Source organism: Microvirga sp. TS319 (genome assembly GCF_041276405.1).
GTDB lineage: Bacteria > Pseudomonadota > Alphaproteobacteria > Rhizobiales > Beijerinckiaceae > Microvirga.
The window spans coordinates 3,797,351-3,813,062 of record NZ_JBGGGT010000002.1 but is presented as its reverse complement, the minus strand read 5'-3'; the positions used below and the strand labels follow the sequence as shown (position 1 = coordinate 3,813,062).

Here is a 15,712-nt window from a genome sequence, read left to right as displayed (position 1 = left end):
CGCGTTCGAACGGACCAGATGATGCCGGCGATCCGACCTCCTTCGCGTGCGGTCGGATATGCAGCCACGATCGGGGCTGCATATCCGCTCGGACCTGAGATCGTTTTGGGATTTACCTGGATCGTGAATGTATCTAATGAATACTAATGTATCCAAACGAAGACAAGGCGCATTGAAGGCCTCTGCCGAACGGCGCCCCTAGGGAGCATGTCCATGAACGGCCAGCCGGCATCCCAATCCGATTATGGGGCTGCGGCCCTCGATCTGAACGTCACCAAGGATCTGTGCGCATTCATGGCCGCAGCCACTTTCGAGAGCATGCCCGAAGCGGCCGTCCACGCAGGTCGTCGCGGCGTTCTCGATTGGATCGGCTGCGCTCTCGCCGGGAGCCGGCACCCGACGATTTCCAAGCTCCTTTCGGTGCTGGAGGCGGTAGGAAGCGCTCCACGGGCGACCGTGCTCGGGCGCGACATGAGGCTCGGGCTGCTTGAGGCCCCGATTGCCAACGGCCAGATGGGCCATGTGCTTGATTTCGACGACACTCACATGGGCGGTGTCGTTCTCCATGCGAGCTCACCGATTCTGGCTGCGCTCTTCGCCCTGTCGGAGAGAAATCCGGTCACCGGCAAGGATTTCCTTCTGGCTTACGCGGCCGGTTTCGAGGCGGGCGTCCGCACGGGACAGGGGGCCCCTGCTCATCACGCAGGGGGATGGCACCTGACCGGGACGCTGGGCTCGATCGCCGCGGGCGCCGCCGCTGGAAAGCTCCTTGGGCTGGATTCTCAGCAACTGGTACACGCCCTGGGCATTGCGGCGACGCAGGCGGCCGGCATGCAGCAGAACCGGGGAACGATGTGCAAGTCGCTTCACGCCGGCAAGGCGGCCTCGAGCGGGCTTCTCGCTGCCCTGCTCGCACAGAGCGGTTTCGACAGTTCGGACGAGATCCTCGAGGGAAAGCGTGGTTTCTGCCGGATCTACAGCAGTGTCGCGAAGACGGATCTCATTCTCGACCGGCTGGGGCGGCGCTGGGAGATCGCCCGCAATGGCCACAAACCCTATGCCTGCGGCGTGGTTCTGCATCCGACGATCGATGCCATGATCGCCCTCCGGGCCAAGGTATCCGCACCGGACCAGGTGTCTGCAATCGAGTTGCGGGTCAATCCTCTGGCCGTCTCCATCACGGGTGTGGCCGATCCTGGGACGGGTCTCAAATCGAAGTTCAGCCTGACCCACACTGCGGCTGTCGCATTTCTGGATCGGGCAGCCGGCATCGCCCAGTACACTGACGAGCGTGCCCGCGCGCCCGAGGTCGTCGCTTTGCGAGAGATCGTCAGCGTCAGGACCGATGAGGGCCTCGGACGGGATCAGGCATGGGCTTGCGTCGCCTTGCGAACCGGCGAGCGATACGAATACCAAGTCACCCATGCGAGCGGCACCGTCGACAACCCGATGTCGGATGCTGCCCTTGAAGGGAAGTTCCTGGCGAACGCGGTGCCGCTGATCGGAGACGAGAGGGCATCCCGCATTCGCGATTCGGTCTGGCGGCTTGAACAGATCGAGGATGTCGGTAGCCTGCTGGTGCAATGCGCATGATACCGGCCTCTCCCGTCCCATTCTGGCGTGCCATTCCGGGCCTTGCCCTGGCTGCGGGGCTCGGATGGCTCGCATCGTATGTTCATATGCCACTTGCATGGGTCCTCGGCCCCATGATCGTGACAGCATTGGTGTCCGTTACGGGATATCCGGTCGTCGCGCCTGCTCTCGGAAGGCGTTTCGGGCAGGCCGTCGTCGGCACGAGCATTGGCCTCAACATCACCGCAGCTGCTCTCGACACCATCGTCATGTGGGCCCCATGGATGGTCGTGACGGCGCTTGTCGGAATCGTCCTGGCCGCAGTGCTGTCCGTGCCGATGTCCATCGCGGGCAAGATCGATCATAAGACAGCCTATTTCTCCCTCACTCCGGGCGGTCTCTCCGAAATGGCGAATATCGGCGTTTCCGTGGGAGCCGAGGCCGAACCGATCGCAGTCTCACAGGCGATCCGCGTCGCTTTGCTGGTCTGCCTCATGCCACCTCTCATCATTGCATTGGGGATTGATGGCGGGTTGATGAATCAGGCTGCTCGGATCGAGCTTTCCTGGTTTCAGGTCACGGCGGCGCTCGCGGCCGGACTGGCCGGGGTCACGGTCACATGGCTGCTCCGCTTCAACAATCCTTGGACCGTCGGGGCCATTCTCGGCACAGGATTCATTGCCGCTCTGGGACTGCTGAGCGGACGAATTCCCGGGATCTTGTTTGCCGCAGCGCAATTCCTCATCGGGGTATCGATCGGGGCCCGCTTCCGACGCGAAAGCCTGGTCCGGCTCCCACGGGTTTTCCTCGTCAGTGCCTTGTTCACGATCGCCCTGGCGGCACTGCTCTTTGCCTATGCCGGGGCTTTGACCGCCATAACAGGCCTTGATCTTGCGAGCGTTGCCCTTGGTTCCTCTCCGGGTGGAATGGCGGAAATGGCGCTGACGGCGCAAGTCCTCCATCTCAATGTGGCGCTCGTGATCGCCTTTCAGGTCATTCGCGCCTTCTTCGTGAATGGGTTTTCATTGTACTTCTATAGGATTTTCAACAAGATAGGGCTTTTTTCCGGAATCGCTCTTCTCATGGGACGGCGCTTGTCGCGTTGAGCCATGCCGGACCGGGAGTTCCAGTCACTCACTGGTTCGGCACGTTTCAGTTTCTTGCCAAAGGATAGGCTTGACCCCTCCGATTTCTTGTGCGTACTTATGTATACAATAAAATGGCTGCTGAAACCAAGGCCATGATGAAGGGCTGGATCCCGGGTTTGGGACCCAGTCGCTGAGTCTGCAGGATGACCACTGCGCTAGCCACTCCGTAGGGATCAAAAAACAGCTTGCCGCTCAGCAGGGCGGAATGGGGAGGAAGTCTTGGCCGAAGGGAAACTTCTTGAAGGACAGGTCGCCATCGTCACGGGCGGTGTGCGCCGTATTGGCAAGGCAATCGCCTTATCGTTGGCAAAGGAAGGCGCTGCCATCGTCATCAATGCGAAATCATCCCGCGAGGAGGCCGAGTCCGCTGCCCACGAGATCGAGGTCGCTGGCGGACGTGCCATCGTTCATCTGGCCGATGTCACGGACGAGGAGGCCGTCGCTGGTCTCGTTTCCGCGACGATGGGGACTTTCGGGCGCATCGATATCCTGGTGAACAATGCGGCGATCCGTCGGGAGGTCCCGTTTACGGAAATGTCCCTTTCGGAATGGCGTGAGATTACAGGCGTCATTCTCGAAGCCCCATTCCTGTGCTCCCGCGAGGTTCTCCCGCATATGGTCCGTTCGAGACATGGGCGGATCATCAATATCGGCGGCGTCAGTGCCCATACGGGCGCCTATAATCGCGCCCATGTGGCAGCGGCGAAAAGTGGCTTGACGGGACTGACCCGCGCGCTCGCTGTCGAGTTCGCGGAGCACGGGATCACGGTGAACTGCGTTGCTCCGGGTAAGATCGGCGGGAAACGCTCGGCAACGTCGGGGCACAGTGTGTCTCTTCCAGGCGGGGGGCAGCCCCTCGTCGGTCACGATGGTGCTTCAGAGGATGTTGCGGAGGTTGTTCGCACTCTGTGCCTCCCAACCGGTGGTTTCATCACAGGACAGACCATTCACGTGAATGGTGGGCTCTTCATGCCGTGATCGAAACCAAGTTGCATCAGTAGCAAAATATGGCATGGCCCTTGCGTTTCGTAAGGGAGTAGTATGTATTCTGTAAATTGTCGACAGTTGGCAAATTCGACCAACCAACAGACCGCCGGGAAGGCGGCTTCCATGAACCAAGGAGGAACTCACGATGATTTCCAAGATCAAGACTGCACTCTTGGTGGGCTTGACGACCGCCGGCTTCCTGGCCCAACCTGCTCTTGCGGCGAACTATCCGCACAAAACCGTGAAGCTCGTCACCCATTCCAGTCCCGGCGGCGGAACGGACGTCTTCCTGCGTGAGCTGATCAAGCATCTCACGCCGATTACGGGCGTGACTTACGTGGTCGAGAACGTTCGCGGCGGCGCTGGAGCCAAGGCCATCGCGTATCTCGCAGGCTCGCCGGCGGATGGCAGCGTGTTCTACGGAACGACGCCGAGCTACATCAATACGTCGCTGCTCAGCAAACCTGATAAGACGTACGAGGACCTCGATCCCGTCGTGAACCTGTTCCAGGACCCGCAGATCGTATTCGTCCGCGCCGACAGTCCCTACAAATCGCTGAAGGATGTCGTCGAAGACGCCAAGAAGCGCCCGAACCAGGTGCGTGTCGGTGTCAGCACCCCTGGCTCTCTCGACCGCCAGGTCATGGAGCAGCTCAAAGCCGAGACCGGTACCGAAGTGACCATCATTACGCATGACGGCGGTGGCGACGTCATGCTGAGCGTGCTCAACGGCACGTCGACCGTCGGCATCGGCGAAATTGGCGAACTGCGCGGCCAGCTCGACGCGAAGAAGATCCGTCTCATCACCACCTACACCGATGAACGCCTCCCGCAGTTTGCAGATGTCCCGACAGCGAAGGAGCAGGGCATCAATCTGGTCGTGCGGAAATTCCGCGGCCTTGCCGGTCCGAAGGGGCTGCCACGCGACATCGTCGCAGCTTGGGAAGACGCGGCGCAGAAGGTGCTTCAGGACCCGAAGTTCAAAGCGGTCTACGAGAAGGATGCCCTCATCCCGTCCTATCTGAATCAGGAACAGTACGGGAAGTTTCTTGCTGGCTTCGCGCAGGAGCAGAAGGCCTTCTTCACGAAGTATGGCATCACGGCCGAGTGATCGTCCGACAGATATCTCGCGCTTTTCGGGAAACATATCATGCGCTCAAATCTGATCACGGGCACCCTTCTTCTGATCTTTTCGGTGGTCTTCTGGTTCGGTGCGGATGCGATCCCGAAAAGCCGTCTCGGCGGGAGCGTCGGCGCCGATGGCCTTCCAAAGATATTGGCAATTGCGCTCGGCGTTCTCTCGGCAGGCCTCATCGTCCAGAACCTTCTGATGATGCGGGCAGCGCAGGTCACCGCCAATGCAGGATCAAAGGCGACAGGCGAGCCCATATCAGTCTATCTGAGGGGCTTCGGCATGATCGTGATCGGTGCCGCCTATCTCGTGCTGGTGCCCTATCTGGGCTACATGCTGACCATTGCCCTGTTGCTGCTCGCGGTCGCAATCTACAATGGCAAACGCCCCACAGCAGGGCTCCTTGTATTCGCGATCGTCGGCTCCGTCTTCTTCTACCTGCTCTTCGTGCGGGTTCTGGACGTGCCTCTACCGGCAGGGTTTTGGCCACGGCTGATCGGCTGACCACGGACGCGCGCCGGGAACGCGCGTCTTTTCCTCATCACATCAAGGGAGCGTACAGATGGAAGGCCTCTACTACGGCTGGCAGGCTGTCACGTCGATGCCCGTTCTGCTTGCCGCGATCGGCGGCGTTACCTGGGGTATATTGGGAGGGGCGCTCCCAGGGATCTCGCCGTCTATCGCGATGGCCCTTCTGCTGCCCTTCACCTATAATCTCCCGCCGCTCGTCGCGGTGGTTCTCCTTGCGTCGGTTTATGTGGGCGCCGAATATGGCGGCTCCATTCCGGCAATCCTGATCCGCACGCCCGGCACGAATTCCGCTGCCGCGACTGTGATCGACGGCTACGAGATGCACCGCCAGGGCCGGGGCGGTGAAGCGCTCGGCCTGTCCCTCGTCGGGGGCACCATCGGCGGATTGTTCGGATTGATTCTGCTCTCCACGTTGACGGGGCCGCTGGCAAGCCTCGCGCTGGTCTTTACGCCGCCAGCCTATTTCGCGCTTGGCATCCTGGGCATCAGCATCATCGGATCCCTCTCCGAGGGGGCGCTTCTCAAGGGGCTCATCGCTGGCGTGCTCGGCTTGATGATCGCAACAGTTGGCACGGATCCGATTTCCGGTGTGAGCCGATTCACATTCGGAAATCCGGATCTGCTCGAAGGCATTCACTTCATCCTCGTCATGCTTGGAATCTTTGCCGTGGCGGAACTCATGGCGCAGGCGGGCGAGGAGCGCTGGACGGAAGGTACGAAGCCTAAGACCGGCACAACGCGCTTGAGGCTCCCGAGCCTCGCGACCCTGTGGCGTCTGCGCAGGGCGCAGGGCATCGGGTGCGTTCTGGGCGCCATTGAAGGAGCAATCCCGGGAGGCGGCGGCTCGGTCGCTGCATTTCTCTCCTACAACGAGGCTCGCCGCTGGTCGAAGGAGCCGGAGAAATTCGGCAAGGGTTCCGAGGAAGGGGTTATTGCTCCCGAAACGGCCAACAACGTCGTATCCGCAACGGCGATCGTTCCAACCTTGAGTTTCGGCATTCCCGGCTCCAACTCGACGGCGATTCTCCTTGGCGGCTTCCTGATCCATGGCCTGCAGCCTGGGCCATTGCTGTTCACCACCAATCCCGAGATCGTCTATGGCCTCTTCGGTGGTCTGTTTACGGCCAATATCTTGATGTTTCTGATTGGCGCTGTGATCTTGACACCGTGCATTTGGTTGGTGAGCCGGCCTAAGCCTTACCTGATGGCCGCCATTTTCGGGCTCGTGGTCTCCGGTGTCTATGCGATCGATCACAGCCTCTTCGACCTGACGATCGTTCTCGTGGCTGGCGTCGTCGGCTTCATCATGCGTAAGTTCGGCTTTCCGACGCTCCCGCTGATCCTCGGTCTCGTTCTCGGCTACATGATCGAGTCCAACTATCGTCGCGCGCTGCTGATCACCAACGGCGATCACATCGTATTCCTGCAGGACGGCGTGAGCCTCGGTCTTCTTGCCTGTGCGGCTCTCATTGTCGGCCTGTCGGCCATGCGCGAAATTCGCCGAATGAGAAACCCAATCAAGCTGGAGGAAGCTCCCGCTCACTGACGGACCACATGCACGGCGCCTTCTCCGATCGGGAAGGCGCCGTTTTCATTTGAGACCACCATATGGAGAGTAGGAATGGCGAAGGAAAACACACCGCCGCCTGGGCAAGCCCTTGCGGAGCAGTTTGCGGGCTGGGCCTCGTCCCTTGACGATGCCGCTTTGCCACAGGATCTCAAGGATACCCTGACGTCTGCACTCATCGACCATGCCGGTTTGACCGTCTCTGCCCGCCATGAGGAATACGTTCGGGCCATCGTGTCCTCCTGGGAAGGCGAGGGACCCTGCACGGCATTCGGTCACGCGCGCGGCTATGATGCAGCGGGTGCTGCGCTGATCAATGGAACGGCCTCTCACGGCGAGGATTATGACGACACCTTCGAGGGTACGCCGGTGCATACGAGCGCCGTCATCGTGCCCGCCGTTCTCGCGGCCTGCGAACGTCATGGACGAACGGGCGCGGATGCGCTGCGGGGCATCGCCGTCGGCGCGGAGCTCATGTGCCGGATGGCGATCGTCGCCCCGACGGCTCAGCACAGGGCAGGCTTCCATCCGACGGCCATCATCGGTGCGCTCGGCGCGGCCGCCGGCGTCAGTACGGCTCTGCGCCTGTCCCCAGTTCAATTCGTCGACGCTTTGGGAATCGCGGCCAGCTTCGCGTCCGGCATCATCGAATACCTCGCCGAGGGCACCTGGACGAAGCGCATTCATCCAGGCTGGGCCGCACAGGCGGGATTGCGTGCCGCAGCCCTCGGCCGCGCAGGTTTCAAAGGACCAAGGACGGTATTCGAAGGAGAACACGGCTTTTTCTATTCTTTCGGTGTTCCGGATATTGCCGCCGACCATTCCCGCATCACGACCGACCTCGGGCGCGACTGGAAGGCTGCCCGCATAGCCTTCAAGCCATATGCCTGCGGCACGATGGTTCAACCTTTCATCGATTGCGCCATCCGCCTCGCGCGGGAGGGAATCGGGGCTGAGCAGATCGAGGACGTTCTCTGCAGGGTCGGTGAAGGCACCGTTCACAGATTGTGGGAGCCTCTCGCCGAAAAGCGTCGCCCATCGACGCCGTATTCAGCGAAGTTCAGCGTGCCTTTCGGTGTCGCTGTCGGTTTCGTCGACAAGGCCGCGGGACTTGGACAATTCAGCGAGCAGAAGATCCAGAATGGGGACATCCTGGCCCTTGCGCAAAAGGTTCGATACGAGATCGATCCGAACGACGAATATCCGAGAAACTATACCGGTACTGTGATTGCAACGCTCCGCGATGGTAGCGTCCATCATGCGCATCAGCCCCACATGCGTGGTGGTGCTAGAGAGCCTCTCTCGCGTGACGAGATCCTCGCGAAGTTCCGGGCGAACGTTCTGTTTGGAGGCTGGGCGGACGCCCAGGCGGATGCCCTTGCGCAATGGTGCGCTCGCCTGTTCGACGCTCCGAGCCTCGACGGAATCGAGAGGTTTCGCGGCTGAATGCGTGAAGAGCGCGGGTGGATCGCCCGCGCTCTTCTTGATCATCTGGTCCCGGAGGAAGGGCAGGATCCTGATTGAGGAGCTGCCCTTTCCGCTTGATCTTACCGAGCCGGAACGCCTGCCTTGATGATCTCCGCAAGGGACGAGGCGTTCACAACATCACGGCACAGGCCGATGAAACGCTCCGTTCCGGTGGGGCCCAGGACAGGCACGCAGAGATCGCGCACCTTCTGGTCGAGCTCTTCGTTGCTCATCGGGCGGCCGAGGCTGCCGATGGCATGCTCGACGAACAGTTCGTACACTTTTCCGTCAGCCGTGGTGATCGTCACCTTCACCTGATCTTCGTGGATGCCTTTCTCTGCCTCTGCCCTCACCTTACGGCGCAGGTTGACGATCTTGGGATCTGCAACCACCTCATCGGCATATTCATGCTCGCCGCAGCGGCCGTAAACGATGGCAGCCGCACAGGAGTGATAGACGGAGAACTTGCCTTCAAGTCCGGTTCTGGGTTCTGCCTTGCCGGTCAGTTCGAGGACGAGAGGGTGCACTTTCAGCTCGATGGACGCGATGTCATCGGCTTTCAGGTCATGAGCATTCCTGAGCTGGATGCAGCCGTCGAGCGCCGGGTGGATGACAATGCCACAGGCGAAGGGCTTGTAGGTATTCAGCGAGACTTCCCAGGTTTTACCCAGATTCTCCGTGATTTCCTTGGGATCGAACTTCGTCGACAGCACGTGAGCGAAACCGCGGGGAGCCTCGATGCCGCGATCGGAGCTGGTGAAATTCTGAGCGGCCAGATGAGCGGCAAGCAGGCCATTCTGCGCTGCGCGTCCGGGATGCAACGGCTTGCACATCGTGCCGAACATTTCGCGCAGACCCGAGGATTGGGTCGCTGCAATACCAAGTGCCCACGTCATCTGCTGCGGGTCCAGGCCGAGGACCTTTCCGGCGGCCGCAGCAGCACCGAAGACGCCCGCGGTTCCCGTGATGTGCCAGCCACGGTCGTAATGCTCGGGATAGACGGAGTTGCCGATCCGGCATTCGACCTCGACACCGAGGACGAACGCGTGAAGGAACTCACGGCCGCTCATGGGGCGGGTTTCAGCCAGGGCCAGAAGGGCCGATGCGATAGGACCGGCAGGATGGATGATCGTCTTGAGATGTGTATCGTCAAAATCGAAGACGTGCGAGGAAATCCCGTTCAGCAGCGCTGCGTGGAGCAGATCCAGCTTCTCGCCCCGGCCGAGAACCGTCGCCTGACCTTCGCCTGCGAATGGACGGATCGCCGCGAGCGTGCGGTCGAGCGTCTCGTGAATCGAGCCACCGACAGCACACCCCGCCCAGTTCAGGAATGAGCGGGTCGCTTCCGTGTAAACGTCCTCGGCGATATCCCCTGGCTTGGAGCTGACAACGAAGTTCGCAAGAACTTGCGTGACCTTTGATCGGTCAATCACTGCAGAATCCATTTGTACTGTTCTCCAAAAATAAGCCGGGACGTTTGCAGCCCTCGAAGGGCACCATTGTGTGAATGGATGGTTCCCCGAAAATTGTCAACAGTTAACGAAAATGTGCTGTACAGTCGGAGCATTCGGCCCGGCTGACTCGAGGTACTCTGTTTTATGAAAACGTCTCCTTCCGATGAATTGGGCATCCTCCGCACGTCCTCCCTTGCTACCGCGATCGAGCGCGAGGTCGAGCGGCTTATCCTCGATGGTAGCTACGCTCCCGGTGAGCGGATCAACGAGAACAGATTGGCCTCGGAACTGGGAACGAGCCGTGGGCCCATCCGCGAGGCGATACGGGCCTTGGAGGGCAAAGGATTGATCGTCTCCCTCCGAAATCGCGGCTCCTTCATCCGCCAACTGTCGGTGCGGGAAGTGAGGGAGGTCTATGAGATACGTTCGGCCTTGCCGGAAGGCTGCTTGCCGAACGCGTGACGAACGATCAGATCCGACGCTTGACCCAGTTGGTGGTTGAGATGGAGGAGGCATCCAAGTTGCGCAATTTCGAAATGTACTATCCCTTGAACCTGGCGTTTCATGAGTTCATCGTCGATTCCGCCGGCAATGCGCTGCTTGCGCAGCAGTATCGGATGTTCGTCAAGAAGCTTCATCTGTTTCGCGCGCGCAGTCTTGTGCAGGGCGGAGGACTTTCGATCTCGAACAAGGAGCATCGTGAGATGTTGTCTGCCATTGCGGCTCGTGATCCCAGTTGGGCACACGACGCGCATTCCCAGCATGTGACTGCGGCGCGTGATCGCCTTCTCAGTGTCGTCGAAGTCCCTGTCGGGTAAGGTCTCGGAGGCGTCTCGGGTTCAAAATGCCGCTTCCGGATGGCCTGCTCGCGACAGGCTTCCACGCCGGGAACACTCGATTCCTGTCCTGGTCCGGTCGGCACATCTGAGCAGTCACCAGTATTATGACCTAAATTAATGCAGATTTGCTAAAAGTAGATTGTTGACAATCCGGGTTCAGTCGCTGAAGCTCACCCTAGGGTACCCATAGAGGTGCTGGCCGGTTACCGGCACAACAGGGAGGTGAGATGAGCTACGTCGAGCTTACGCGTCTTTCCAAGAAGTATGGCGCGCATTTTGCGGTCAACGACGTCAACCTCGCGATCGCAAAAGGACTTCTGGTTTGTCTGCTGGGGCCATCTGGCTGCGGAAAAACCACCACGTTGCGCCTCGTCGCCGGTTTCGTCGAACCGAGCGAGGGGGAGATCCGGGTGGGTGGGCGAACGGTCTCGTCCCCGGGGCGTAGCGAGCCGCCTGAGCGGCGTAACATGTCCATGATCTTCCAGAGCTACGCGCTCTGGCCGCATATGACCGTTTTCGAGAACGTCGCCTATGGACTGCGGCTCCGTAAAATGCCCCGTGAGGAGGTCACCCGGCGGGTCGAGACCATTCTGGACGTCGCTAAGCTGAAGCCCCTCGCCGGCCGCTACCCGGGCGAGCTGTCGGGTGGTCAGCAGCAGCGTGTGTCTCTGGCGCGCGCTCTCGTGGTCGAGCCCGAGACGCTGCTTCTCGATGAACCCTTGTCCAATCTGGATGCCAATCTCCGCGAAGAGATGCGTTTTGAGATCCGGCGCCTGCACGACGAGTACCGATATACCACTGTCTATGTCACTCACGATCAATCGGAGGCGATGACGACCGCCGATCTGATCGTCGTGATGAACCAGGGGCGTATCGAGCAGGCCGGTTCCCCTGAAGACATCTACAAGAGACCGCGCTCGGAATTCGTCGCGAGGTTCATCGGTGGCGCCAACATCCTGAAGGGTGATCGCCTGCCGGGCGATGCAGTCGATATCGGCGGGGTCGTGCTGCGGTGCGGTGGAGGCGACTTTGCCGCTCAAGGCCAAACCTCGGTGGCCATCCGGCATCACGACATCAACTTCGCCACGACTGCCCCGCCTCTTGGCGAAACGAATTGGGTGCCTGGAACGGTCACCCGTCAGGTCTATCTCGGATCTCACCGCGACTATCTGGTCACGCTGAGTAACGGGGACACGATCCGTGCGGTCACTCCGGCGGATGTCGCTGTCCCCCAAGGGCAACCGGTTTGGCTCCATCTTCCGCTGGAGCACTGCCGTGCGCTCGCACATTAAGGGAGGAAAGACATGATCAATCGTAGAACAGTTCTGAGCGGGGCACTGGTCAGCAGCCTTGCGCTCTGCAGTGCCGGAAGTCTCGCGTGGGCTCAGGCTCCGGCACCCTATGAGCCCAACCAGGAGATGATCGACGCGGCCAAAAAGGAAGGGGTTGTCGTCTGGTATACGGCTACCGACGTTCAAGTTGCGGAAAAGGTCGGCAGCGCCTTCGAGGCAAAGTACCCAGGCATCAAGGTGCAGGTCGAACGTTCCGGCGCCGAGCGCGTCTTCCAGCGCATCAGTCAGGAATACGGCGCAGGAATTCATAAAGCGGACGTGGTTGAAACCTCCGACGCCGTTCACTTCATCCTGTTCAAGCGGCAGGGTTGGCTGCAGCCGGCGGTTCCGGCCGACGTCGCGAAATCCTGGCCTGCAGAGACGAAGGATCCCGATGGTTTCTTCGCTGCCTACCGCGCGCATCTTTCCGTCATCGGTTACAACACGAACCAGGTGAAGAAGGACGAGGCGCCCAAGAGCCATGCGGATCTGCTCGATCCGAAGTGGCGCAATCGAATCGTCAAGGCTCATCCGGGTTACAGCGGCACGATCATGACGGGAACGCACGCGCTCAGCGAGGCTCTCGGATGGGACTATTTCGAGAAACTCGCCAAGCAGCGCGTCATGCAGGTGCAATCGTCCACCGAACCGCCGAAGAAGCTGGCTCAGGGCGAGCGCTCCGTCATGGCAGACGGCAACGAGTACAACATGTTCATGCTCAAAGAGACGGGCGTTCCCGTCGAGGTCGTCTACGCGACCGAGGGCACTCCGATCGCCATCGGGCATGCGGGTATCCTGAAGAATCCGGCTCATCCCAACGCAGCTAAGCTCTTCTATGCGTTCATGTTCACACAGGAGACACAGCAACTGATCAGCGACGCGGGTGGCTTGCGTTCGTTCCATCCGCAAGTGAAGGAGAAGGAAGGGCGCACGCCGCTCTCCCAGATCAAGATTCTCTATTCCGATCCGAACAAGCTCGAGCCGATGATCGAGGACATCAAGAAAAAGTACGAGCTGACCTTCGGTACCTGATCGACGGTCATCTGTAGTAGCGCGGGTTAGATTTTCGGAGCAGTGAATGAACGTCTCGATTTCTCTTCCGATGCCGGCACGGCGCGGACGTCTCGACTTGTCGCGACCGATCTTCGTCATGCTGGTGCTGGTGCTGGGCCTTCTTGTCGTCCTGCCCCTGTTCTGGCTCGGCTACTACAGTTTCCTGGATCAGAACGGCCAGTTCACGCTGGCCAATTTTTCCGCACTTGTGACCGACCCGACCTTGCGTCGTCCCTTTCTGACGGCGCTCGGGATGGCGCTCGGCGTCGGGGTGGTTGCCTGTATCATCGCGACGCCGCTCGCGTGGCTTGTCGCTCGGTCCGACCTCCCCGGGCGCTCGGCCATCAGGGCGCTCGTCACGGCTTCGTTCGTCACGCCGCCGTTCCTGGGAGCCATCGCGTGGGAAATTCTGGCCGCCCCCAACAGCGGCCTCATCAACGTCGCTTATCGCCGTATCTTCGGGCTGGAGCCGTACGAGTATCTTGTCGACATCTACACGTTCGAAGGGCTCGTCTTCGCCATTGCGTGCTACACGTTCCCCTACATCTTCACCCTGGTCGTGAATGCGCTGGAGCGCGTTCCGTCTGATCTCGAAGATGCGTCCTCCATGCTCGGCGGGCGTCTCTCGGTAACCTTGCGCCGGGTGACGATTCCTCTTGTGCTTCCTGCGATTCTCGCCGGCACGATGATCGCCATTCTGCAGGCGCTCACCATGTTCGGCTCGCCTGCCATTCTCGCGCTCCCGGCCGGGTTCCACGTGATCACGACGAAGATCTGGAGCCTCTTCCAATATCCACCGAAGCCGGGCCTTGCTGCGGCTGCCGCCTTGCCGCTGCTCATCGTGACAGTGATGCTGCTGTGGGGGCAGGCTCGAATCCTGGGACGTCGAGGCTATACGACCCTCGGCGGCAAGAACAGCGACCCTCGCATTGCGAAGCTTGGCCGGTGGCGGTGGCTGGCTATCGCCTTTGTTGTCACCGTTCTTCTGCTGACGGTGATTCTGCCTTATGCGGCTCTGCTGAAGACGGCCTTGACGCGAACGGTTGCGGAACCACTCACCTGGAGCAGCTTCACCCTTCACCATGTGAATTTCGTGTTTTTCGAGTTCTCGGCGACAAAGCTTGCCTTGCGCAACACCTTCCTGCTGGGCTTCCTGACGGCGACCATCGGTACGGCCATCGCACTTGTGATCGCCTATCTCGTGACCCGGCGATCAGTCCCGGGGAGCCAGATACTCGGCTATCTCGCGACGGCGCCCGTCGCGATCCCGGGCATCGTCCTCGGCGTGGGGCTCTTCCTGAGCTACTCCAACCCGGTCCTGATGCTGTATGGAACCCTCTGGATCCTTCTCATCGCCTTCCTGACGATCGAGATGCCCGCAGGCTATCAGCAGCTGTCCTCCGCATTCAAGAGCGTGCATCCCGAACTTGAGGAAGCAAGCCGCATCCTGGGCGGCAACCGGATGACGACACTGCGGCTGATTACGGCGCCTCTCCTGCGCTCGAACGTGATCGCAACCTGGTGCTTCGTGTTCATCGGCACGATCCGGGAACTCTCGGCGACGATCCTGTTGACGACGGCAGATACGAAACTGGTTTCGGTCATCATCTACGATCTGAACGAGAGTGGCGATCTCGGCGCGATCTCGGTGCTCGGGATCATGCTCCTCGTGATCTCCTTCGCGGTGGTTATCATCGCGAACCGACTTCCCGTGCTGGGCGGCCAGCGCCTGCCGACCGCTCGCTAGCGCATCGTGCGAAAAAGTGGCCCCGGTTTTTCGCAAGAACGATGCGTTCCCTCCAAGAAGGGATCGGCCCCAAAAGTGGATGCCACTTTTGGGGCCGATGCTCTAAGAAAACTCTGGAATGGTCGGCTGACCCGTCAGGCTCAGCCGGCCGGCGTACCGATCGGGCCGAAAAGAAGCGTGCGACTGGTCAGAACATGCTCCGCCATCACCTGGGCCGCCTTCTCGCTGTCCTTGGTCTCGAGCGCGTCGACGATGGCGGTGTGTTCCGCATTCGAGATTTTCATACGGCCCGGCATATCGAGCGTTCGGCGACGGAAGAGGTGCATCTCGCGATGAACGGACGCGCACATGCTGAGGAGACGCCCGTTGCCGCTAAACTCCACGATCGCCTCGTGAAAACGCACGTTGAGCGGATAGAAGATGTTGAGCTCGCCCTTATCGGCGGCATCGTCCATCTGCCTGATCATGCGGCGCAGTTCGGTCACCTGCTTCTTGGTGATCTTCGGGGCGAGAAGCCGGCCCGCGAGCGCGTAGAGCGAAGCGCGAATGTCATAGAGTTCCGCAGCCTCACGGTTGCTGATCTCCCTGACGAATACCCCGCGATTGACGATAACGTGCACGAGGCCGCTCTGCTCAAGCCCGCGGCAGGCTTCCCGTACCGGGCCACGGCTCACGCCGAGCTTGGCCGCAAGCGAGTTCTCGTTGAGTCGGTCACCGGCCTTGAGCTCTCCCACTTCGATCATCCGTTCAAGCTCACGCCGAATGAGAGAGGTCAGGGATTCCGTTCGCCGGATCCGGAGACCCAATCCTGGATCTAAAGTCGTGTCCATAGTGCCACCATCAACATGTTTGGCTTCCTTTAAATGATACCGCGTTCCGAGGCC

At 60.4% G+C, this 15,712-nt stretch carries 14 protein-coding genes; 12 read left to right on the top strand and 2 right to left on the bottom strand.

Going from position 1 to position 15,712, the window contains the following annotated elements; genetic code table 11:
* Window positions 1–213: 213 nt before the first annotated feature.
* The 7 genes from AB8841_RS27395 to AB8841_RS27365 all read left to right on the top strand — a co-directional run bounded on the left by AB8841_RS27395 (window position 214) and on the right by AB8841_RS27365 (window position 8,383).
* The gene (locus AB8841_RS27395) at window positions 214–1,593 is read left to right on the top strand and encodes an MmgE/PrpD family protein (RefSeq protein ID WP_370438887.1); all 1,380 of its coding nucleotides are present in this window, start codon (window positions 214–216) and stop codon (window positions 1,591–1,593) included.
* Window positions 1,590–2,678 carry an AbrB family transcriptional regulator gene (locus AB8841_RS27390; protein ID WP_370438886.1) on the top strand — a complete coding sequence of 363 codons (1,089 nt, stop codon included), beginning with the start codon at window positions 1,590–1,592 and terminating at the stop codon, window positions 2,676–2,678. Before AB8841_RS27395 ends, AB8841_RS27390 begins: the two co-directional genes overlap by 4 nt.
* Before the next feature lie 261 nt (window positions 2,679–2,939).
* Window positions 2,940–3,698: an SDR family NAD(P)-dependent oxidoreductase gene (locus AB8841_RS27385; protein WP_370438885.1), complete on the top strand. Its 759-nt coding sequence runs from the start codon at window positions 2,940–2,942 to the stop codon at window positions 3,696–3,698.
* 154 nt (window positions 3,699–3,852) lie between these two features.
* Window positions 3,853–4,818, top strand: coding sequence for a Bug family tripartite tricarboxylate transporter substrate binding protein (locus tag AB8841_RS27380; protein ID WP_370438884.1), 966 nt, complete (start codon window positions 3,853–3,855; stop codon window positions 4,816–4,818).
* Window positions 4,819–4,857: 39 nt separating this feature from the next.
* Entirely contained in the window at window positions 4,858–5,343 is a 486-nt protein-coding gene (locus AB8841_RS27375) for a tripartite tricarboxylate transporter TctB family protein (protein WP_370438883.1), read from the top strand.
* A 58-nt stretch (window positions 5,344–5,401) separates the two neighbouring features.
* Complete coding sequence (locus AB8841_RS27370; protein ID WP_370438882.1) at window positions 5,402–6,916, top strand: tripartite tricarboxylate transporter permease; 1,515 nt, start codon at window positions 5,402–5,404, stop codon at window positions 6,914–6,916.
* Between the two features lie 75 nt (window positions 6,917–6,991).
* A complete protein-coding gene (locus tag AB8841_RS27365; protein ID WP_370438881.1) occupies window positions 6,992–8,383 on the top strand; it encodes an MmgE/PrpD family protein in 1,392 nt (463 codons plus the stop codon).
* 101 nt (window positions 8,384–8,484) lie between these two features.
* Here AB8841_RS27365 and AB8841_RS27360 read toward each other — a convergent pair whose 3' ends face one another.
* Window positions 8,485–9,837 (bottom strand): MmgE/PrpD family protein, encoded by a 1,353-nt coding sequence (locus AB8841_RS27360; protein WP_370438880.1) that lies wholly within the window; start codon window positions 9,835–9,837, stop codon window positions 8,485–8,487.
* Window positions 9,838–10,002: 165 nt separating this feature from the next.
* Here AB8841_RS27360 and AB8841_RS27355 point away from each other — a divergent pair, with 165 nt between their 5' ends.
* The 5 genes from AB8841_RS27355 (at window position 10,003) to AB8841_RS27335 (ending at window position 14,828) form a co-directional block, all read left to right on the top strand.
* Window positions 10,003–10,320, top strand: a complete 318-nt coding sequence (locus AB8841_RS27355) for a GntR family transcriptional regulator (RefSeq protein ID WP_370438879.1) — start codon at window positions 10,003–10,005, stop codon at window positions 10,318–10,320.
* A complete protein-coding gene (locus AB8841_RS27350; RefSeq protein WP_370438878.1) occupies window positions 10,317–10,676 on the top strand; it encodes a GntR family transcriptional regulator in 360 nt (119 codons plus the stop codon). Before AB8841_RS27355 ends, AB8841_RS27350 begins: the two co-directional genes overlap by 4 nt.
* Window positions 10,677–10,924: 248 nt before the next feature.
* Window positions 10,925–11,989 carry an ABC transporter ATP-binding protein gene (locus AB8841_RS27345; RefSeq protein WP_370438877.1) on the top strand — a complete coding sequence of 355 codons (1,065 nt, stop codon included), beginning with the start codon at window positions 10,925–10,927 and terminating at the stop codon, window positions 11,987–11,989.
* Window positions 11,990–12,001: 12 nt separating this feature from the next.
* Window positions 12,002–13,060 carry an ABC transporter substrate-binding protein gene (locus AB8841_RS27340; protein WP_370438876.1) on the top strand — a complete coding sequence of 353 codons (1,059 nt, stop codon included), beginning with the start codon at window positions 12,002–12,004 and terminating at the stop codon, window positions 13,058–13,060.
* Window positions 13,061–13,106: 46 nt separating this feature from the next.
* Window positions 13,107–14,828 carry an ABC transporter permease gene (locus AB8841_RS27335; protein WP_370438875.1) on the top strand — a complete coding sequence of 574 codons (1,722 nt, stop codon included), beginning with the start codon at window positions 13,107–13,109 and terminating at the stop codon, window positions 14,826–14,828.
* Between the two features lie 140 nt (window positions 14,829–14,968).
* Here the strand turns inward: AB8841_RS27335 and AB8841_RS27330 are convergent, their stop codons facing one another.
* The gene (locus AB8841_RS27330) at window positions 14,969–15,658 is read right to left on the bottom strand and encodes an FCD domain-containing protein (RefSeq protein WP_370438874.1); all 690 of its coding nucleotides are present in this window, start codon (window positions 15,656–15,658) and stop codon (window positions 14,969–14,971) included.
* Between the last annotated feature and the right edge of the window lie 54 nt (window positions 15,659–15,712).

Coding starts and splice junctions, on each gene's coding strand:
- AB8841_RS27395 (WP_370438887.1), top strand. CDS start 214: ATGAACGGCCAGCCGGCATCCCAATCCGATTATGGGGCTGCGGCCCTC.
- AB8841_RS27390 (WP_370438886.1), top strand. CDS start 1,590: ATGATACCGGCCTCTCCCGTCCCATTCTGGCGTGCCATTCCGGGCCTT.
- AB8841_RS27380 (WP_370438884.1), top strand. CDS start 3,853: ATGATTTCCAAGATCAAGACTGCACTCTTGGTGGGCTTGACGACCGCC.
- AB8841_RS27375 (WP_370438883.1), top strand. CDS start 4,858: ATGCGCTCAAATCTGATCACGGGCACCCTTCTTCTGATCTTTTCGGTG.
- AB8841_RS27370 (WP_370438882.1), top strand. CDS start 5,402: ATGGAAGGCCTCTACTACGGCTGGCAGGCTGTCACGTCGATGCCCGTT.
- AB8841_RS27365 (WP_370438881.1), top strand. CDS start 6,992: ATGGCGAAGGAAAACACACCGCCGCCTGGGCAAGCCCTTGCGGAGCAG.
- AB8841_RS27355 (WP_370438879.1), top strand. CDS start 10,003: ATGAAAACGTCTCCTTCCGATGAATTGGGCATCCTCCGCACGTCCTCC.
- AB8841_RS27345 (WP_370438877.1), top strand. CDS start 10,925: ATGAGCTACGTCGAGCTTACGCGTCTTTCCAAGAAGTATGGCGCGCAT.
- AB8841_RS27340 (WP_370438876.1), top strand. CDS start 12,002: ATGATCAATCGTAGAACAGTTCTGAGCGGGGCACTGGTCAGCAGCCTT.
- AB8841_RS27335 (WP_370438875.1), top strand. CDS start 13,107: ATGAACGTCTCGATTTCTCTTCCGATGCCGGCACGGCGCGGACGTCTC.
- AB8841_RS27330 (WP_370438874.1), bottom strand. CDS start 15,658: ATGGACACGACTTTAGATCCAGGATTGGGTCTCCGGATCCGGCGAACG.